This window comes from Indioceanicola profundi, from assembly GCF_003568845.1.
Taxonomy (GTDB): Bacteria; Pseudomonadota; Alphaproteobacteria; order Azospirillales; family Azospirillaceae; genus Indioceanicola; species Indioceanicola profundi.
In genome coordinates this window covers 615,940-635,526 of the sequence record NZ_CP030126.1, presented here as the reverse complement: position 1 = coordinate 635,526, position 19,587 = coordinate 615,940, and the positions used below count along the sequence as shown (strand labels likewise).

The window sequence follows — 19,587 nt, the reverse complement described above, 5'->3', positions numbered from 1 at the left end:
GATGGCAAACGCGGCGGCTCAGGCTGCCCGGCTGACATCCTCGGCGTCGGCCAGGACGCGGTTCCGGCCGCTCTTCTTCGCCCTGTACAGTGCGGCATCGGCGCGCTGGACCAGCCGACCCAATGATTCGCCAAGCTGGTAGCTCGCAACACCGATGGACAGGGTGATGGCGCCCAGCTTCTCCGACGTGGACCGCTTCACGATCTGCCGGCTGGCGACTGCCCTGCGGATTTTCTCCCCCATCGCGGCGGCATCGCGGATCGGGGTGTCCCGCATGATGAAGGCGAATTCCTCTCCGCCATAGCGGGCCGCCGTGACCTTGTCGGTGGCGTGCTCCGCCAGCGTGCGGGCGACCAGCTTCAGCACCTGATCGCCGGTGACATGGCCGTGGGTGTCGTTGAATTTCTTGAAATGGTCGATATCGACCATCAGCAGCGCCAAGGGCTGGTCCTGTTCCATGGCCGCCGCCGCCGCCTCCCGCAGCGCGATATCGAACTGCTTCCGGTTTGCCAGCCCGGTCAGCGCGTCGGTCATGGCCTCACGCCGGACATCGTCCAGGTCGCGGCGCATCGCCTCGATCCGGCTGGTGCTGTCGGTGAGCTGATCCTGGAGACTGCGGTTCCTCTCGGCCATCTGGCTCGTCTCGGACGCTACAGAGCGCACCAGCTCGCGCAACTGCTCCAGCGTTCGGGACAGGTCGATCTGCCCGCCCAGACGGTTCAGCGTGTCGCTGTAGCGGCCGACATCCGCGCCCGCCGCATCCAGGGAGGACAGCACGCCTTCCAGCGCCGCCTGCAGCTTCTGGCCGATGTCCCGCACGGCGTCCGCTTCGAAATCGGCCCCGAGGAATTTGCGGTGGAGATCGGCGCACCGCTCATCCGTGATGGTCTGGCCGTTGGAGACCAGGATATCCATGGTCCGGACCAGATCGGGATAGTGCCCGCTGTAATATGCGTACCAGACAGCGTAGTTGTTCGGCGTCGCCGGCAGCCCGTCGGCCTGCATCCGCCCGATCGCCCGATCCGCCACACTGGCAGCTTCTTCCATGGAAGCCGAAATCACCACAGCCCCGCCCCCATTTCCAGTCCGGCACGCATCCGGACTGCACGACTGATCCCAACGATATGATAGGCCGAAGAGCCCGCTTCCGCCAAGGGACACCGCTAGAAATCAACCACTCCTGGGCGAACAGTAAACCCGCCTTACATATCAGCCCGCACAACCGTTGAGTGGGAGCGAGGGCGGGCTAATTGCACTGGCCGATGGACCCTGCGTCGCAGATCCTCTGTCCGTCCACCCAGGTAGCTCCGGTCAGGTCGGCATGACGCAGATCGGCGCCCTGGAGCCGAGCATCGGTGAGGTCGGCCCCGCGGAGATCGGTCCCGACCAGCTTGGCATTGCGCAGATCCGCATCCTTCAGGGATGCCCCGCCCAATACCGCCCGGGTCAGGTCTGCCTCGATCAGCCTGACCTCATCCAGCACCGCTTCGCGCATGTCGGCGCTGACGAACTTGGCACGGTAGGCGTCGGCCCCGGTTAGATTGGCCGCGGTCAACAGGGCGCGCTGGAACGTCGCCTCGCGCAGCATGGCCCCGGTCAAATCCACCTTGGCCAGATTGCGCCCGTCCAGATAGCAGCGTCGCCAGTTCACCTCCGGCGCCGCAGGGTCGGTGCAGGCCGCCATCGCGGCGGCGGGCAGCATGGACAGGGCAAGGATCAGGGGAATGGCGCGGAGGCGGGCAAGGCGGTTCGACATCATGTGCCAGAAATAGGGTGTGAGGTCCCTTCTTCCAATAAGCCCCTTTGGTCAGCAGCCCGTACAGGCTGGCGGCAACGTCGCATAAAGATATCTTTATGTTTGCATGCGTTGCCGGCCGGATGGTAAGAACGGCCCTGTGAACCGTCGGAGTCGGCGGCTATCTGTGTTGCACCGACCGTATTCAGATTTGGGGATCTGCCATGACCCGGGACGAGCGGCTGAAGCGCCTGCCTGAGATCGCGCGGGAGCGCATCCTGGTGATCGATGGGGCCATGGGCACCATGATCCAGCGCTACAAGCTGGATGAGGACGGATACCGCGGCGAGCGGTTCAAGGACTGGCCGCGCGACGTCAAGGGCAACAACGACCTGCTGAGCCTGTCCCGGCCAGAGATCATCAAGGCGATCCACGCCCAGTATCTGGCGGCCGGCGCCGACATCATCGAGACCAACACCTTCAGCTGCACCCGCATCGCCATGGCCGATTACGGCATGGAGGAGCTGTCCTACGAGCTGAATGTGGAGGGTGCGCGTCTTGCCCGCGAGGCGGCGGACGAGGCGGAGAGAGCCGATCCTTCCCGCCCCCGCTATGTCGCCGGCGCCCTGGGCCCCACCAACCGCACGGCCAGCATCAGCCCGGTCGTGACCGATCCCGGTTTCCGCAACGTGGATTTCGACGAGCTGCGGGAGGCCTATGCCGAGCAGACCCGCGGCCTGATCGACGGTGGAGCGGACATCCTGCTGGTGGAGACGGTGTTCGACACGCTGAACGCCAAGGCCGCCCTGTTCGCCGTCGACGAGGTGATGGAGGAGATGGGCGTGGACCTGCCCGTCATGATCTCCGGCACCATCACCGACCGCTCCGGCCGCACCTTGTCCGGCCAGACCACGGAAGCCTTCTGGAACAGCCTGCGCCATGTGCGGCCCTTCAGCATCGGGCTGAACTGCGCGCTGGGGGCCGACCTGATGCGTCCCTATATCCAGGAGCTGAGCCGGGTGGCCGACGTGTTCGTCTCGGCTTATCCGAATGCCGGCCTGCCCAACGAATTCGGCGCCTATGACGAGACGCCGGCGGAGACCGGCCAGCATCTGCAGAAATGGGCCAAGGACGGGCTGGTGAACATCGTGGGCGGCTGCTGCGGCACCACCCCCGACCACATCCAGGCCATCGCCGAGGCCGTCAAGGGCGTCAAGCCGCGCCAGACTCCGACGCTGGACCCGGTGATGCGCCTGTCCGGCCTGGAGCCCTTCACCATGCCGGCATTCTGAGCGCGCCCTCTCTCTCGAACCACGCCCCCTTCCCCGTCATGTCGGATCGGTATCTCGTCCGGTCCGACCCATGGAACAGCCCGCCCATGTCCGACACCGCCCCCCGCACCGCCATCTTCGTCAATGTCGGCGAGCGCACGAACGTCACCGGATCGGCGAAGTTCAAGAAGCTGATCATGGAGGGCAATTACGAGGCCGCCCTCGACGTCGCCCGCCAGCAGGTGGAGAACGGCGCCCAGGTCATCGACGTCAACATGGATGAGGCGATGCTGGACAGCGAGGCGGCGATGGTCCGCTTCCTGCGCCTGATCGCGTCGGAGCCGGACATCGCCCGCGTGCCCGTGATGATCGACAGCTCCAAATGGAGCGTGATCGAGGCGGGTCTGAAGAACGTCCAGGGCAAGGCCATCGTCAACTCCATCTCCCTGAAGGAGGGGGAGGCGGAGTTCGTGAAGTATGCGAAGAAGATCCGCCGCTACGGCGCCGCCGTGGTGGTGATGGCGTTCGACGAGACCGGACAGGCCGACACCCGCGACCGCAAGGTGGAGATCTGCAAGCGCAGCTACGACATCCTGGTCGACAAGGTCGGATTCCCGCCCGAGGACATCATCTTCGACCCCAACGTCTTCGCGGTCGCGACGGGCATCGAGGAGCACAACAACTACGCCGTCGACTTCATCGAGGCGACCGCGATCATCCGCCGGCAATGCCCAGGTTGCCATATCTCCGGCGGTCTTTCGAACGTGTCCTTCAGCTTCCGCGGCAACAACACCGTGCGCGCGGCGATGCACAGCGTGTTCCTGTACCACGCCATCCCGGCCGGCATGGATATGGGCATCGTCAATGCGGGCGAGCTGCCGGTCTATGACGACATTCCCGAGGAGCTGCGCGAGCGGGTCGAGGATGTGATCCTGAACCGCCGGCCGGACGCCACCGACCGGCTGCTGGAGGTCGCGGACAAGTACAAGGGCGGCGAGAAGAAGAAGGCCGCGGACCTGTCCTGGCGTCAGGCCGATGTGCGCTCCCGCCTCGCCCATGCGCTGGTCCACGGCATCGACGAATACATCACCGAGGACACGGAGGAGGCGCGCCAGCAGGCGGAGCGGCCGCTGCACGTCATCGAAGGTCCGCTGATGGACGGCATGAACGTGGTCGGCGACCTGTTCGGCGCCGGCAAGATGTTCCTGCCCCAGGTGGTGAAGTCCGCCCGCGTGATGAAGAAGGCCGTGGCCTATCTGCTGCCCTATATCGAGGCGGAGAAGGAAGGCGGCGGCCCGGCCCAGACGGCCGGCAAGGTGCTGATGGCCACGGTGAAGGGCGATGTCCACGACATCGGCAAGAACATCGTGGGCGTCGTGCTCCAGTGCAACAACTTCGAGGTCGTCGACCTGGGCGTCATGGTGCCCACGGCGAAGATCCTGGAAGAGGCGAAAAAGCACAAGGTCGACATCATCGGCCTGTCCGGCCTGATCACCCCGTCGCTGGACGAGATGGTCTATGTGGCCAAGGAGATGGAGCGGGAGGGAATGGACATCCCCCTGCTGATCGGCGGCGCAACCACCTCGAAGATCCACACGGCGGTGAAGATCGATCCCGGCTATCACGGCGCCGTGGTGCATGTGATCGACGCCTCCCGCGCCGTGGGCGTGGCGCAGCACTTGCTCTCCAAGGAGAATGGCCCCGCCTATGTCCAGGGCATCAAGGCCGACTATGCCCGCATGCGGGAGGCCCATGCCCGCGGCCAGCAGGGACGCGCCCGCCTGCCCATCGCGGAGGCGCGGGCCAACCGGGCCAAGCCGGACTGGGCCGCCTATGAGCCGCCGAAGCCGATCCAGCCCGGCATCACCGTGTTCGAGGATTACGATCTGGCCGAGCTGGTGACCCGCATCGACTGGAAGCCCTTCTTCCAGGCCTGGGAGCTGCACGGCAACTTCCCCACCATCCTGGACGATCCCAAGGTCGGCGAGACCGCCCGCGCCCTCTACAACGACGCGCAGGCCATGCTCCAGAAGATCGTGGGCGAGAAGTGGCTGACGGCGCGCGGCGTCGTCGGCCTGTTCCCGGCCAACGCCGTTGGCGACGATATCGAGCTTTACGCCGACGAGGGCCGCGGCACGGTGAAGGCGCGCCTGCACATGCTGCGCCAGCAGATGGCCCGCGAGGCGTCGCGCGAGCGTCCCCATATGTGCCTGGCCGATTTCGTGGCCCCGAAGGAGACCGGCGTGCAGGACTGGGTCGGCGCCTTCGCCGTCACCGCCGGCCACGGGCTGGATGAGCGCGCCAAGGCGTTCGAGGCGGTGCAGGACGATTACAGCTCCATCCTGCTGAAGGCCCTGGGCGACCGGCTGGCGGAGGCCTTCGCCGAGCGGCTGCATGAGCGGGTGCGCAAGGAGTTCTGGGGTTACGCCGCCGGCGAGGAGCTGAGCAACGAGCAGCTCATCGCCGAGGAATACCGCGGCATCCGCCCTGCCCCCGGCTATCCCGCCTGCCCCGACCATACGGAAAAGGCCACCTTGTTCTCCCTGCTGGACGCGCCGGCCAATACCGGGCTGCAGCTCACTGAGAGTTTCGCCATGATGCCGACGGCGGCGGTGAGCGGCTGGTACTTCGCCCACCCGGACGCCAAATATTTCGGCCTCGGCAAGGTGGAGCGCGACCAGGTGGAGGATTACGCCCGCCGCAAGGGCATGGACCTCGCCACCATGGAACGCTGGCTCGCCCCCAACCTGAACTACGACCCCGACGCCGCGGGCGAAAAGGCGAAGGACGCCAAGGCGGCGTAAGGGAAATGTAGGTCGGATCGAGCCCTGAGGCGACGATCCGACATCCCCTCTCCAAATGGCCCTGCCCTACCGCACCGCTGAAACCGCCGGGCCCGATCGGCTCTGCGCTTGATCAGGAGAGCCCTCAAGGCCTCAGTATGTCGCACGACTGGCCGGAACGTATTCTGCTGTCGGCAGTTTGCTGCCGCGATGGCCAAAATCCGGCGTTCTGACCTTGCCGGTTCCAGTCGGGAGACGTTCGGACCATGCGGGATCAATCGCTCGAATTCCTGAGAAGCCTCGTGAACGCCCCCTCGCCAAGCGGGTACGAACATAGGGTGGCGAAGCTGTACCGGGAATATGCCGGACCTTATGCCGACCGGGTCGCTACCGACGTGCATGGCAACGTGACCGCGGTGGTGAACCCGGACGCGCCGATGAAGATCATGCTCGCCGGGCATATGGACGAGATCGGCTTCATCGTTCACCACATCAGCGATGAAGGCCTCCTTTACTTCAGCGCTATCGGCGGGCATGACAGCATCATCCCCGTTGGACAGATGGTCTGGGTGCATGGCCGGCAGCGCACCGCCGGATGCATCGGACGCAAGGCCATCCATCTCCTGAGCACGGAGGAAGGCAAGAAGAAGCCGGAACTCAAGGATCTGTGGATCGACATCGGCGCAAGCTCCCGCGCCGAGGCCGAAGCCGCGGTCCAGGTCGGGGATGTCGTCACCTACCAGTACGAGTTCCAGCCGCTTCTGGGCGACCGTGCCATGGCACGCGCCTTCGACAACAAGGTGGGCCTGTTCATCGTCGCCGAGACCTTGCGCCTCCTCAAGGAGGAGGGCGGGCTGGCGCGCGGCGTCGGGGTCCATGCCGTTGGAACGGTGCAGGAGGAAATCGGGTCGCGCGGCGCCAAGACGGCCGCCTTCGCAATCGGGGCGCAGACCGGGCTGGCGGTCGATGTGGATCATGCGGTCGACTATCCCGGCGTCAGCAAGGCTCAGTACGGGCAGCTCGACGTCGGAAAGGGGCCCAGCGTCTCCCGTGGCGCGAACACCAATCCCATCGTCTTCGACCTGATCCGCAGAGCCGCGATGGAGGAAGGGATTCCGTTCCAGGTGCGCGTGACCCCCGGGGCCACGCCGACCGATGCCGGTGCCATGCAGATCAACGGGCCGGGCATGGCGACCGGCCTGCTCGGCATTCCGCTGCGCTACATGCACACGCCGTGCGAGGTGCTGAGCTTGAAGGATGTGGAGGATTGCGCCCGCCTGATGGCCGCCTATTGCCGGCTGGTGACGCCGGATACGGACTTCACTCCCCGATAAGACCGCCTCGACCGTCCCACGTGAAACCAAGGCTCCGCTGCCTTGTTTGCCTTCCTCCTACAGGGGAGAGGCGGATCATGCGTTGGCTATTGGCGGGGGTGCTGGCCCTGGTTTCGGCCTTTGCGGCGCATCACATCGCGACCGGGCTGATGGGCGTGACGCCCGGGCTGGAGGCGCAGATCGTGGCGGCCATGGCCGGGGTCATGGTCGGCGCGGGCTATGAGACGCTGGCCCGCGCCGATCAGGAAGAGGAAGGCTGAAGTCTACCAGCGACCTTCCTGCCAGATGTTGATCCGGTCGGGTGTGCAGCGGTAGCGCCACGGCTCCCCGTTCCACCAGACGGTGCCGTCACGGCCGCCGCCGCTGAATTCCACTTTGCCGTGGCGGCCGTACCGGTCCAAGAACCCGTCATAGACGCTACGCTGGCAGGCGGTCAGGTTGTTGACCGGAGTGGGACGCCGGGGATTGTCCCAGACCACATCGTCATCCCAGCGCGGCGGCGGGCGGTTCACCGGCGGACGCGGCTGGGGCTGGCGGCCCCAACGGTCGTCATCCCACCGTCGATCATTCCAGCGGTCATCCCGGTCCCAACGATCGTCCCTGGCATAATTGTCGAGCAGGCGGAGCGAGGATATCTCGCCCAGATACTTGATCTCACCCAGATGGGCGATCTTGGTGCCGGGGGTCAGCGTGCGGCACTTGTCGAAGCCGGCATTCTTGCAGACCTCCCAGCTCCCGGACTCCACGATCAGGGAGCGGGCCCTGTCGTTCCAGGGCGGCACTTCGGCGAAGTTGCCGATATCGTGGCGCAGGGTGATCCGATCGCCCCGGAAGCCGGGTTCGGAATAGAGGGTGATGGTGGCAGCCTGGGCGGCACCCGCCGTCACCATCGCTGCCATCAGCGCACCGAGGAAGCGCTTCAGCATTTCGGCACCTTTTGTTGCCAGCCGCGCCGCGTCGGCGAAACCGATGCGACCCACAAGCCTAACAGTCGAAAGGTCGCGCTGGTTTGTGGCGGTCCTTGGGCGGGTCCTGGGCATTCTCGGGAAGGACCGGTCCACGAACCGCAGGAGCTAGCGGTGAAGCTTCACCGGCACATCGGTCGTGCCATCCTCCACCATGACCGCCGCCTGGTCGAAGCTGGGCGGGCCCATGGAGCCCATGGCGTCGTTGGAGAAGCCGAAGGGCTCGCGCGGCATGCCCAGCATGTTCCGGTCGATCTCCCCGTTCCGGTTGATGTCCTGGAACACCCGCACGGCGTAACGGCCGGGCGGCAGCGGGCCGAAGCTCACCTGCGCGCCGGGCTGGGACAGGCGCAGCACCAGGGCGGCCACCGGCGTCCCGCCATCCTCGAACGCCTCCGCATTGTCGTAGACGGCGGCGCGGAGATCGCCCTCCGTCTCATAGGTGTTGCTGACCTGGATGGTCATCTCTCCCGCCTGGGCCGGCAAGGCGGCCAGCAGGCACCCGCCCGCCAGGATCGGGGCCAGATGCAGGGCGGGTCGGAAGGCGGACGGCATTCTCACGTTCTCCGGCGGGAGGGGACGGAAGCAACCTGCCCCCTGCCCCACCCCGCGCCAAGTACCCGAGACGGAAGCTACCCCTTCTGCGCTGCCGTCTTCGCCCGAACGCCCAGCATGTGGCAGATGGCGACGGTCAGGTCGGCCTTGTTCAGGGTGTAGAAGTGGAACTGCTTCACCCCTTCCCGCTCCAGATAGCGGCACTGCTGCACGGCCACCGTGGCGGCGACGAGTTGGCGGGTTTCCGGCACATCGTCCAGCCCGTCGAACAGCTCCTCCATCCACTCCGGCACCGCGCAATTGCAGCGGCGGCCCATCTCCGTGGCCTTGGCGTAGTTCAGGATCGGCATGATGCCCGGAACCAGCGGGATGGTGATCCCGGCAGCCTCTGCCCGGTCGCGGAAGCGCAGGAAGGCTTCCGGATCGAAGAAGAACTGGCTGATGGCGCGGCTGGCGCCGGCATCGACCTTGCGCTTCAGATTGTCCAGGTCGATCTCGGCATTCACCGCCTCCGGATGCACCTCGGGGAAGCAGGCGACGGAAATCTCGAAATCCGCCACCCGCTTCAGCCCGGCCACCAGATCGGCAGCATAGGCGTAGCCGCCGGGATGCGGCTCATAGCCGGTGCCGCCAAGGCCGCCGGTGCCGTCCGGCCGCGGCGGTGGGTCGCCGCGCAGGGCCACGATGTGACGGATGCCGGCGTCCCAGTAGGAGCGCGCGATCTCGTCGATCTCCTCCTTCGTGGCGGCCACGCAGGTCAGGTGGGCCGCCGCCGGGATTCCGGTCTCCTTCTGGATTTCCGTCACCGTGGCGTGCGTCCGCTCCCGCGTCGTGCCGCCGGCGCCATAGGTCACCGAGACGAAGGCGGGCTTCAGCGGCGCCAGACGCCGGATGGCGTGCCAGAGGTTCTCATTCATCTTCTCCGTCTTGGGCGGGAAGAATTCAAAGCTCACGGTCAGGCCGCTGGGCGTCGTGACCAGCGGCGGGTGCTGCTGATCGGCGTCCATCAGGCTGGCGAGGGTCATGTCAAGGCTCCGGTCTCGACGGCTTGGGTCGGGGTTTGGACGGGGACGGCCGCTGTCGGCCGGGTGGCCCGCCAGATGCAGACGGTCAGGGGATCGCCGGGCAATTCGAGCGCCGGCTCCGTGGACAGGCCGGCCGCGCGCAGCCAGCCCTCCACCTCCGCCGAACCGAAGCCCAGGCGGCGGTGGGCGTGCTGGTCCCGCAGGTAGTCCAGCTCATGCCGGGCGAAATCCACCACCAGCATGGTTCCGCCGGGGCGCAGCACCCGGGCAGCCTCGCCCAGAGCCTCCGCCGGGTCTTCGGCAAAGTGGAGGACCTGGTGGAAGATCACGGCATCCTGGCTCTGGCTCGGCAGCGGCAACTGGTACATGTCGGCCAGGCGAACCTGACAGTGGCGAAGGCCGGCGCGGTCCAGGTTCACGCGGGCAACGGACAGCATCTCGCGTGAGGCATCGACGCCGATGGCGCGCTCCACCCGCGGGCCGAACAGCTCCAGCATGCGGCCGGTGCCGGTGCCCACATCCAGCAGGTCGTGCAGGCCGCTGGCGGGCAGCATGCGGCCGAGCGCTTCCTCCACCTCGCGTTCCGGAACGTGGAGGGAGCGGATCTCGTGCCACCGTTCGGCATTCTCCCGGAAATACTGGGCCGCCGCTTCGCGCCGCAAACGCCGGGTCTGCTCCAGCCGCTCCAGGTCGAGCGCCAGGGTGGGATCGTCGGCGGGGACGGCATCGACCAGGGTGCGCGCCAGTTCGGCCATCGCCCCTCTGCCCCCCAGCCGGTAATAGGCCCAGATGCCTTCCCGGAACCGCTCCAGCAACCCGGCCTCGCACAGAAGCTTCAGATGGCGGGACACGCGCGGCTGGCTCTGCCCCAGAATCTGGGTCAGTTCCGTCACCGTCAGCTCCCCATGGGCGCAGAGCGACAGCAGCCGCAGCCGGGTCGGCTCCGCCGCAGCCTTCAAGGCATTCAGCAGCACATCCATTGCACGCGAGTCCCTTTCCATGGCCGGCACCATGCCACAGAGGGATCAACATATAAAGATGTCTTTATGCTGTTCCAATGTCGGGAAGCGACAGGTTGGAAGGATGGATGGCGGCGTTCCAACCGGCCGCAGGCAACCTTTCCCATCGCTGCAGTGTTCCACTTAGCACTAAAGTGACACACTCAACCATGCATGGCAGCCGCTTACGGGTAGCCATTGCGTGAAATGCCTGTTGGCTTATATCCCGATTTAACGGGCGAAACGCCACAATCCCGCCTTCCTATCGCCTGCCAGTACCGCCACTCTCCATAAGTGTCTGACGAAGGACCGGTCCTCCCATGCTTCGCCGCAGAACCATTCCCACGCTTGCCGCCGGCCTCATGGCCCTGGCCATGCTGGCGGGCTGCGCCTCCGCCCCGGAGGAAGGACCGGCCGGCCCCGCCCAATCCGCACCGGCCGCCCAGGGCATCAACGATCCGCTGGAACCGGTGAACCGTGCGGTTTTCTGGTTCAACGAAGCGTTGGACGTGGTGCTGATCAAGCCGGTGGCGCAAATCTACCACGCCGTCCTGCCCGATCCGGTGGAACGCGGCGTCACCAACGTTCTTCAGAACCTGCGCGAGCCCCTGAACCTGGCGAATCAGGCCCTGCAGGGCGACTGGAACGGGGCCGGCACCGCGGTCAAGCGGTTCGGCATCAACAGCACCATAGGACTGGCCGGCATCTTCGACGTGGCGGCCGATATGGGCATGCCCTACGAGTATGAAAGCTTCGAACAGACCCTGGCCATCTGGGGCGTGCCCGAGGGGCCGTATCTGGTCCTCCCGGTGATCGGCAGCTCATCCCTGCGGGACGGCCCGGCGCTGCTGGCCGAAACTTTCGCCGATCCTGTGCGTTTGACGGCACAGGAGGCGGATGCCGAATGGTTCAACTGGACGCGCACCATCCTGGTCGGCGTGGATACGCGGGCGACCTATCTGGGAGTCATCGAGGATCTGCGGCGCAACAGCTTCGATTATTACGCCGCCATGCGGTCCTTGTACCGGCAGCGGCGCGATGGCTGGATCCGCGACGGTGCGCCCGATCCGAACACATTCCCGGACATCCCGGACTACGATGACGAATTCGACGCCGAGCCGTGACCGGGGTCACTCCCCCGTTGAGCCGGTTCGGTCACACTGACATCCGGACAAGGATTTCCACGTGATTGGCATGAATACCCGTCGAAACTTTCTGCGCGGCGCGCTTGGCACCATCGTTGCCGGCTTCGTCGCCTTCGCCGGCCCGGCCTGGGCCCAGACCGAAACCAAGGCCGCCTCGGAGTTCGTCCAGGGCCTGGGTGACCGCGTTATCTCCACCCTTGCCGACCGGAGTGTCGGCGAGGCGGAGCGCAAGCAGGTATTCCGTGATCTGCTGACCGAGAATTTCGACGTCCAGACCATCGGACGCTTCGTCCTTGGCCCCCATTGGCGCAACGCGACGCCGGAGCAGCAGTCCGAGTATATGGACCTGTTCCAGCGCATGATCGTCGAGGTCTATGCGCAGCGCTTCAGCGAATATTCGGGCGAGCAGTTCAAGGTGACCGGCGCCCAGCCGGCCGGCAGCCGCGACGCCGTGGTGACCAGTCAGGTACTGCGCCCGAACGGTCCGCCGGTGAACGTCGCCTGGCGCGTCCGGGGCCGCGATGACAGCTTCAAGATCGTCGACGTGATCGTCGAGAACGTCAGCATGAGCCAGACGCAGCGGAGCGAGTTCTCCAGCGTGATCGACAACAATGGCGGGCGCTTCGATGCCCTTCTGAACGCTCTGCGGCAGCGCATCCAGACGGCCGACGGCAAGTAAGCCGCTCTGCCGCTCAACCTACCGGACGGCCCGCCCAATGGCGGGCCGTTTCGATTCCGGACTGCTCAGCGTTCCAGGAAAGCGTGAAGCGCTTCCGCCACCCGCTCCGGCGTCTCCCATTGCGGGTAGTGGCCGACATCCGGCAGCGGAGCCAGTACCGCCTCGGGCAAAATCCGCTCCAACCGTTCCATCACATGGTCGCCGGAGACCGGGTCCAGCATGCCCCAGATGAAGGCCAGCGGAACCGGACTTCCTTCCAGAGCCGCGACCCACTGAACCCCGTTCTCCCGACGATCGACCACATAGCGGATCAGCCTGTGCGCGATCCGAAGGCCGCCAGCCCGGCGGACCAGACCCCAGTGCTCGTCCAGCTCCGCCCCCGTCATGGGGTGCGACGGGGACAGGAGGTCCCTCATTGCCCGGCCGAAGGCGCGGCGGGTCACCAGCCGCCCCGCCGCGGCGCCGAGCGGCGACAGCAACAACCGCTGAATCGGCCGCAGCCGGTGCAGGTCGGGAAACAGCCCTCCATTCAGGAAGGCCACGCGTGTGAGGCTGAAGGACAGGGTGCCCACGGTCGCCCTGTACAGCAGCTCCTGCGCCACCGACACGCCGTAGTCATGGGCCACCACCTGGACCGAGGACAATCCGAGCCTGCCCACGAGCTGGATCATGAACTCCGCCTGCTCGATCAGGCTGTAGCCATGGTCCGCCGGCTTGTCCGACAGGCCGAAGCCAAGAAAGTCCGGAATGATGAGGCGGCGGTCCGGCAACAGGGGAACGATCCGTGACCAGTCATATCCGCTGGTGGGAAAGCCGTGCAGCATCAGGACGGGCCGGCCGTCCCGCGGGCCGACCTGGACCACGAAAATGCGCTGCGGATCGCCGTTCCGGTCGGTCAGGGCGATGTACCCGCCCTTGGACTCCCAGCCTGCTGCCGTCAGGTGCGCCATCCCCTCATCCCTGATGCCGTCATCCTGATCTCAACGCTTCAACCTGCCGCTACGTGCCCACCCCTCCTCTATCTGGACGCTGGGCTGAAGCATCAGGTGACGCCAGGGCGCTTCTGCAAAGCCCCGGTGGGCTACGATTGCATGTTCGGTGTGTCGAAAGGTCCTCTAAGCGCTACCCCGACGAAAAATCCATTCACGGCATCAGGAGCGCTTAGCTTCGAGAACCAGTTTGAGGCCGAACGCGATCAGTACTCCCCCGGTGATGCGGTCCAGAGCACGCATGATGCTTGGACGACGGAGTACCGCTGCGAGCGGTTGGGTGGCCGCAATGAGCGCTACGAACCAGAGGATACCTTCAAGAGCATGGATAGCGGCGAGCAGGACAGTGAAGGAAAGCACGTCAGCTCCAGCCGGGACGAACTGGGGTAGGAAGGTCACATAGAACACGCCAACCTTTGGGTTCAGGATGTTCGTGATGAATCCACGAACCAGCCAATCTCTCGGCGACGTGTCCGATCTGGCGCTCTCGCCCAGGTCCATAGTCCCGTCCAGTCCGGAGCGGGCTCTGAGCACCATCCGGCCTCCCAGGTAGAGCAGGTAAGCCGCCCCCGCCCACCGTAGAGCCGTGTAGGCGGCCTCCGATGCTGCAAGAAGAGCGCCGAGGCCGAACGCTGCGATAAGCCCCCATGCAAGGCAACCAGCGCAGATGCCAGTGCCCGCGAGGAAGGCCCGATGTCCGCCTTCCACGGCAGCGGTTCGCAGGACCAGAGCCGTATCCAGCCCAGGCGTCAGGGTCATCAACCCTGCCGCCAGGGTGAACGCGATCAGCGCTTCCACAGTCGTCAAATCGATTTCCTAGCAACAAGGGACACCAGGACGAGGGCTCATATTATCCCTACAAGGCCCCCATCACCTCAGCGAACGGGTCATCTGAAAATCGATGGCCGTCGGACGTTTACTCCCCATCTGGTTCGGATGGAATGTTCTGAGTTGACGGATGCGCAGTGGAAGCGGTTGGAGCAGCTGCTTCCTTCCGTAAAGCCGCTAACTGGGAGGCCAACCACCTCGCCATGACCACCGTCGCCGCCATCCTTCGATGCTAGTCCGGCGTGGCGTAGCGTTCCAGGATGCTTCCATAGGTGCCATCCGCACGAATGGCGGCGAGTCCCCGGTTGAAGTCCGCAGCGATGGCGGCTTCCCGGAAAGCGGCGGCATATTCGCTGATGGGGAAGATCGGATGCACGGCCATCTCTTCCCAGATGCCGGCCTCCAGCATGGACAGGCGGGCATAGTGCAGCAGAATCCGCCGGTCGCCGACGATCACGTCCGCACGGCCATGCAGCAGGGCCAGCGCTTGGCGATGCTGCTGCCCCTCCTCCCGGTAGTCGTCGCTCTCCACGACCGCCTTGGCGAAGTCGGGTCCGAGCGCCTGCCGGGCCCGTTGGAACGCAGATATCCGGTATCCCGCCAGATCGGCTGGGGAATTGATGGACAGTCCCCTGCGGGCCAGGCTGATCGCGACGTTGCTGTAGGTGAGGTACGAATCGCTGAGGGTGAACTGTGTATTACCCAGCGCCACGGCCGGCGCGATGGCGTCCACCGCAGCGCGGAACAGCGCCTGCGTCAGGCGCGCATTCGGACCAAGATAGGGCAGCACCTGATGGCCGGGAACGGCCATCGCGGCGACGATGATTTCGTATTCGAGGCCGGACAGCTTTCCATCCTGCCCCACCATCAGCAGCGGATCCGCCGGCCGGAAGCCGAACGGAATACGACGGCCGCTGACCATTCCCCTGGCCGGCGGCAGGCCCTGCAGCCCCGCGGCGGCAGCGGCTCCCAAACCTGTCAGGAAGGTGCGTCGTGGGAAGGATACAGACATCCCGGACGGAGCCACCTCTGCACGCAGGACAGGCAGCGGCGGACCCCGCGCCTTTCATCCAATTTGATCATAAAGCGTACTAATTTCGTTTGGAAGCTGTATCCGACCGTTCAGGTCATGCCGGTGCAAAACGGGGGAGACGGGCATCCCGGATGGGAAGGTGCAGAAGGGCAGAGGCGACCGCCAGCCCGAGGCTGACCCACCAGACAGCGTCGTAATCGCCGAACCAGGCAAGGGACAGGCCGCCAGACAGCGCGCCCAGGAACGCGCCGACCTGATGGCCGAAGAAGACCAGCCCGAACAGGGTGGAGACGAATCGCGGCCCGAAGATGCCTGCCACGATGCCGGTGGTCAGCGGCACGGTGCTGAGCCACAGGAAGCCCATCAGGAAGGCGAAGCCCACCACCACGGCCGGGGTCTTGGGCAACAGCATGAAGCCGAGAATAACCACCCCGCGCAGGCCGTAGATGCCCGCCAGCAGGTACTTCGGCCGATGCTTCCCGCCAAGTTGCCCCGCCACCAGACTGCCGACCACGTTCGAGAGCCCGACCAGGGCCAGGGCCCATGTGCCCACCTCCGGCGGAAGTCCGCAGCTCGCCACGTAGCCCGGCAGGTGGACGCTGATGAAGGCGAGGTGGAAACCGCAGACGAAGAATCCGGCGGTCAACAGCCAGAAGCCCTCATGGCGCATGGCGGCGCCCAGCGCATCCTTCAGGCCGGGTCCTGTCGGCCCGGCAGCGGAAGCCGTGCGCGATGCGCCTCCAAGCGGCATAGCCAGCACGGCGATCGCCAGGGCGAACAGGGCCAGCACCGTCAGGGCCTCCTGCCAGCCCACGGTATCGATGAGGATCTGCCCGATCGGCACCATGGCGAACATGCCGAAGCTGCCGCCGGCGCTGGCGATGCCGAGGCGGGCGCTGCGCCGGTCCTCGGGCGTGGCCCTGGCCACAGCCCCCAGCACGACGGAGAAGCCCACCGCCCCCAGGGCTATGCCAACCAGCAGTCCGGCGCCGATCTGGAATGCTGCGACCGACCCTCCATAGGCCATCAGCAGAAGGCCGGCAGCGTAAGCAAGTCCGCCGCCCGCCACGACGGCCCGCGGTCCCCTGGTGTCCGCGACAGCGCCGATCACGGGCTGAACCGCCCCCCAGACGAGCTGCTGGACCGCGAAGCCGACGGTCAGGGCCGGAACGGTCCAGCCGGCATCATGGCTGACCGGCACCAGGAAAAGGCCGAAGCTCTGGCGGATGCCCAGCGCCAGCGCCAGTGCGATGGACCCGCAGACCAGCACCAGCAGCGACCGTGACAAGGTCATCGACGCGCCTCCCCTTGGCCGGCCCGTCCCGATGCGGGCCGCGATGGCATAGACGCTATCGCTGGCTCGCCGCCCCGGCAACCGGCCCGGCCGCATGGCACGGCTGCTGTCAGGAAGCGATGGTCCAGCCGGGTCCGGATCGGATCACTGGGGCAGAATGCGGCCGAAATCCTCATTCTTGGGAGATGTATTCCTCGGCGGATTGGCGGACGCCTTGCGCCTCTGCTCCGCCGCCTCGCGTGCACGGGCGTCGGCGGCCGCCCGCTCGGCCGCACGCTGGGCCTCGGCAGCGCGCGCAGCCTCCTCCCTCGCATCGGCTGCCCGCCGCGCCTGTTCCTGCATCTGCCGCTGGCGCTCAGCCTGCTCCTCCATGTCGCGGGCAGCCCGCTCGGCATCGGCGGCGCGCCGTGCCTCCGCCTGCTCCCTGCGCTCTTGCTCTCTCTGGCGTTCCTCCGCCGCACGGCGGTCGTGCCGCCCGCCATGGTCGGAGCGCGGCGGCCGGCCGGCATAGGGAGGCTTGGACGGCGGGGACGGCTGGCCGACGACGATCGGGGGCGGCAGTTCGTGCGGGCGGTAGAAGCTCTTCAGGCCGCGACCGAGACGGGTGCAGTCATACTGGTCCCGGCCCGGCCTGCCGAGACCGGTGGTATAGGCGTAGGCCGGATCGTCGCAGACACCGTTCCGAGCGAAGCCTTGCTGTTCCTTGCCCAGATTGCCGAGCTTCAGCCCGTTGCCGAACAGCAGACAGTCATATTCGTCGGTTCCGGTGTCCGCCCCGCCGCCGCGGGACGTTTCGTACCGCGTATCCTCGCACAGGCCGTTGAAGGCCCAGGGCGGCGGCCCCCATCCGGGTCCGCCATAGCCGTGCGGCGAGCGCCCCGGATATGCGTGGCCGGGACCGGGCGCTCCCCAGACCACATCCGATCCACCTCCCCCCTCCATCGTCGTGACGCAGGCGGAAAGCGTCAGGGGAAGGAGCAGTGCGGCAAGGGTTCTGCGGGACGACGAGTGCATGGGATCAACCGGAGTTGGTGGCGACCGTCATCCAGTACAAGCGCAAAGCATGGCAAAGCTGTGACAGCATTCCGATGCCCATGACCTGAAACGACAAGGCCGCCCGGTGAGGGGCGGCCTTGCGGTCTGCGGCGTGGAGCGGGTCAGGCCCGGACCAGCGGCTTGTATTTGATACGGTGCGGCTGCTCCGCATCGGCGCCGAGGCGGCGCTTGCGATCCGCCTCATAGTCGGCGTAGTTGCCCTCGAACCAGACCACCTGGCTGTTGCCCTCGAAGGCCAGGATATGCGTGGCGATGCGGTCCAGGAACCAGCGGTCGTGGCTGATGACCACGGCGCAGCCGGGGAAGTTCACCAGCGCGTCTTCCAGTGCGCGCAGCGTCTCCACATCCAGGTCGTTCGTCGGTTCGTCGAGCAGCAGGACATTGGCGCCGGATTTCAGCATTTTGGCGATGTGCACGCGGTTGCGCTCACCGCCCGAAAGCTGGCCGACCTTCTTCTGCTGATCGGGACCGCGGAAGTTGAAGGCGCTGACATAGGCGCGGGACGGCATGGACTTCTTGCCCAGCTCGATCACGTCCAGCCCGTCGCTGATCTCCTCCCACACGGTCTTCTTGGCGTCCAGGCTGTCGCGGCTCTGGTCCACATAGCCCAGCTTCACCGTGTCGCCGACGCGGAAATCGCCGCCATCCGGCGTCTCTCCGCCGGTGATCATGCGGAACAGGGTGGTCTTGCCGGCGCCGTTGGGGCCGATCACGCCGACGATGCCGCCCGGCGGCAGACGGAAGGACAGGCCGTCCACCAGCAGCCGATCACCGAAGCCCTTGCGCAGATCCTCCGCCTCGATGACCAGATTGCCCAGGCGCGGCGGGGTCGGGATGACGATCTTGGTGTCGTTGATCGCCTCCTTCTGGTTGGCGCTGGCCAGCAATTCCTCATAGGCCTGGATACGGGCCTTGGACTTGGCTTGGCGGGCCTTGGGGCTTGCCCGCACCCATTCCAGCTCTTGCGCCAAAGCCTTCTGTTTAGAGGATTCCTCCCGGCTCTCCTGCTCCAGCCGCTTCTGCTTCTGCTCCAGCCAGGAGGAATAGTTGCCCTCGTAGGGGATGCCCTGGCCACGATCTAGCTCCAGGATCCAGCCGGTGACGGCGTCCAGGAAGTAGCGGTCGTGGGTGACCATCACCACCGTGCCCGGATAGTCGGCCAGGAAGCGCTGCAGCCAGGCCACGCTCTCCGCATCCAGGTGGTTGGTGGGCTCGTCCAGCAGCAGCATGTCCGGCCGGGACAGCAGCAGCTTGCACAGCGCCACGCGGCGCTTCTCACCGCCCGACAGCTTGGACACGTCCGCTTCGCCGTCCGGGCAGCGCAGGGCGTCCATGGCGATCTCGACCGTGCGGTCCAGCTCCCAGGCGTTGGCGGCGTCGATCTTCTCCTGCAGGTCGGCCTGCTCGGCCATCAGCGCGTCGAAGTCGGCGTCCGGGTCCGCCATGAGGTTGGAGACCTCGTTGAACCGGTCGAGGACGGCCTTGGTCTCCGCCACGCCGTCCATGACATTGTCCAGGACGTTTTTGGAGGGATCGAGCTGCGGCTCCTGCGGCAGGTAGCCGATCTTGATGCCCTCGGCCGCCCAGGCCTCGCCGTTATAGTCCTTGTCCAGGCCGGCCATGATCTTCAGCAGGGTCGACTTACCCGCGCCGTTCACGCCCAGCACGCCGATCTTGGCGCCGGGGTAGAAGCTCAGCCAGATGTTCTCGAAGACCTTCTTCCCGCCGGGATAGATCTTCGTCACACCCTTCATGACATAGACGTACTGGTAGGAGGCCATGGCGGTCCCTTGTGACTGGTGCGGCAGCCGGGTCGGGCGCACCGCACGAAAATTCGGATAGGCCGGACGGAGCCGGCGCGTGGTCTCTTTGCGCGGCGTTGTACCCCACCCCGCAC

General features: G+C 66.2%; 18 protein-coding genes. 6 read left to right on the top strand and 12 right to left on the bottom strand.

Annotated features, from left to right (window positions below; all coding sequences use genetic code 11):
- Positions 1-18: 18 nt before the first annotated feature.
- Both DOL89_RS03060 and DOL89_RS03055 read right to left on the bottom strand, forming a co-directional pair.
- Positions 19-1,047: a GGDEF domain-containing protein gene (locus tag DOL89_RS03060; protein WP_119677823.1), complete on the bottom strand. Its 1,029-nt coding sequence runs from the start codon at positions 1,045-1,047 to the stop codon at positions 19-21.
- 199 nt (positions 1,048-1,246) lie between these two features.
- Positions 1,247-1,759, bottom strand: a complete 513-nt coding sequence (locus tag DOL89_RS03055) for a pentapeptide repeat-containing protein (RefSeq protein ID WP_119677822.1) — start codon at positions 1,757-1,759, stop codon at positions 1,247-1,249.
- Between the two features lie 200 nt (positions 1,760-1,959).
- Between DOL89_RS03055 and DOL89_RS03050 the strand changes: the two genes are divergently transcribed.
- The 4 genes from DOL89_RS03050 (at position 1,960) to DOL89_RS24735 (ending at position 7,383) form a co-directional block, all read left to right on the top strand.
- Positions 1,960-3,027 carry a homocysteine S-methyltransferase family protein gene (locus DOL89_RS03050; RefSeq protein WP_119677821.1) on the top strand — a complete coding sequence of 356 codons (1,068 nt, stop codon included), beginning with the start codon at positions 1,960-1,962 and terminating at the stop codon, positions 3,025-3,027.
- An 86-nt stretch (positions 3,028-3,113) separates the two neighbouring features.
- Positions 3,114-5,810, top strand: a complete 2,697-nt coding sequence (metH, locus tag DOL89_RS03045) for a methionine synthase (RefSeq protein ID WP_119677820.1) — start codon at positions 3,114-3,116, stop codon at positions 5,808-5,810.
- A 245-nt stretch (positions 5,811-6,055) separates the two neighbouring features.
- Entirely contained in the window at positions 6,056-7,123 is a 1,068-nt protein-coding gene (locus tag DOL89_RS03040) for a M20/M25/M40 family metallo-hydrolase (RefSeq protein ID WP_119677819.1), read from the top strand.
- A 77-nt stretch (positions 7,124-7,200) separates the two neighbouring features.
- On the top strand, positions 7,201-7,383 hold the full coding sequence (locus DOL89_RS24735) for a hypothetical protein (RefSeq protein ID WP_162937298.1): 183 nt from the start codon (positions 7,201-7,203) through the stop codon (positions 7,381-7,383).
- 3 nt (positions 7,384-7,386) lie between these two features.
- Here DOL89_RS24735 and DOL89_RS03035 read toward each other — a convergent pair whose 3' ends face one another.
- The 4 genes from DOL89_RS03035 to DOL89_RS03020 form a co-directional block, all read right to left on the bottom strand.
- Complete coding sequence (locus tag DOL89_RS03035) at positions 7,387-8,049, bottom strand: beta/gamma crystallin-related protein (RefSeq protein WP_162937297.1); 663 nt, start codon at positions 8,047-8,049, stop codon at positions 7,387-7,389.
- Between the two features lie 147 nt (positions 8,050-8,196).
- Entirely contained in the window at positions 8,197-8,643 is a 447-nt protein-coding gene (locus DOL89_RS03030) for a DUF2141 domain-containing protein (RefSeq protein WP_119677817.1), read from the bottom strand.
- Between the two features lie 77 nt (positions 8,644-8,720).
- Positions 8,721-9,650 carry a methylenetetrahydrofolate reductase gene (gene metF, locus DOL89_RS03025; RefSeq protein WP_404813485.1) on the bottom strand — a complete coding sequence of 310 codons (930 nt, stop codon included), beginning with the start codon at positions 9,648-9,650 and terminating at the stop codon, positions 8,721-8,723.
- A 14-nt stretch (positions 9,651-9,664) separates the two neighbouring features.
- Complete coding sequence (locus DOL89_RS03020; protein ID WP_119677815.1) at positions 9,665-10,648, bottom strand: ArsR/SmtB family transcription factor; 984 nt, start codon at positions 10,646-10,648, stop codon at positions 9,665-9,667.
- A gap of 338 nt (positions 10,649-10,986) precedes the next feature.
- Here DOL89_RS03020 and DOL89_RS03015 point away from each other — a divergent pair, with 338 nt between their 5' ends.
- Both DOL89_RS03015 and DOL89_RS03010 read left to right on the top strand, forming a co-directional pair.
- Positions 10,987-11,790: an MlaA family lipoprotein gene (locus DOL89_RS03015; protein ID WP_119677814.1), complete on the top strand. Its 804-nt coding sequence runs from the start codon at positions 10,987-10,989 to the stop codon at positions 11,788-11,790.
- Positions 11,791-11,860: 70 nt separating this feature from the next.
- Positions 11,861-12,490 (top strand): MlaC/ttg2D family ABC transporter substrate-binding protein, encoded by a 630-nt coding sequence (locus DOL89_RS03010; RefSeq protein WP_119677813.1) that lies wholly within the window; start codon positions 11,861-11,863, stop codon positions 12,488-12,490.
- A 65-nt stretch (positions 12,491-12,555) separates the two neighbouring features.
- Here DOL89_RS03010 and DOL89_RS03005 read toward each other — a convergent pair whose 3' ends face one another.
- From DOL89_RS03005 to ettA, 6 genes are all read right to left on the bottom strand, one after another.
- On the bottom strand, positions 12,556-13,440 hold the full coding sequence (locus tag DOL89_RS03005) for an alpha/beta fold hydrolase (RefSeq protein WP_119677812.1): 885 nt from the start codon (positions 13,438-13,440) through the stop codon (positions 12,556-12,558).
- A 201-nt stretch (positions 13,441-13,641) separates the two neighbouring features.
- Positions 13,642-14,277 carry a LysE family translocator gene (locus tag DOL89_RS03000; RefSeq protein WP_318658534.1) on the bottom strand — a complete coding sequence of 212 codons (636 nt, stop codon included), beginning with the start codon at positions 14,275-14,277 and terminating at the stop codon, positions 13,642-13,644.
- A 262-nt stretch (positions 14,278-14,539) separates the two neighbouring features.
- Entirely contained in the window at positions 14,540-15,319 is a 780-nt protein-coding gene (locus DOL89_RS02995) for a substrate-binding periplasmic protein (protein WP_119677810.1), read from the bottom strand.
- A gap of 115 nt (positions 15,320-15,434) precedes the next feature.
- Positions 15,435-16,634, bottom strand: a complete 1,200-nt coding sequence (locus tag DOL89_RS02990; protein WP_119677809.1) for an MFS transporter — start codon at positions 16,632-16,634, stop codon at positions 15,435-15,437.
- Between the two features lie 144 nt (positions 16,635-16,778).
- The gene (locus DOL89_RS02985; RefSeq protein ID WP_162937296.1) at positions 16,779-17,648 is read right to left on the bottom strand and encodes a hypothetical protein; all 870 of its coding nucleotides are present in this window, start codon (positions 17,646-17,648) and stop codon (positions 16,779-16,781) included.
- A 143-nt stretch (positions 17,649-17,791) separates the two neighbouring features.
- Positions 17,792-19,471 carry an energy-dependent translational throttle protein EttA gene (gene ettA, locus DOL89_RS02980; protein WP_119677807.1) on the bottom strand — a complete coding sequence of 560 codons (1,680 nt, stop codon included), beginning with the start codon at positions 19,469-19,471 and terminating at the stop codon, positions 17,792-17,794.
- Between the last annotated feature and the right edge of the window lie 116 nt (positions 19,472-19,587).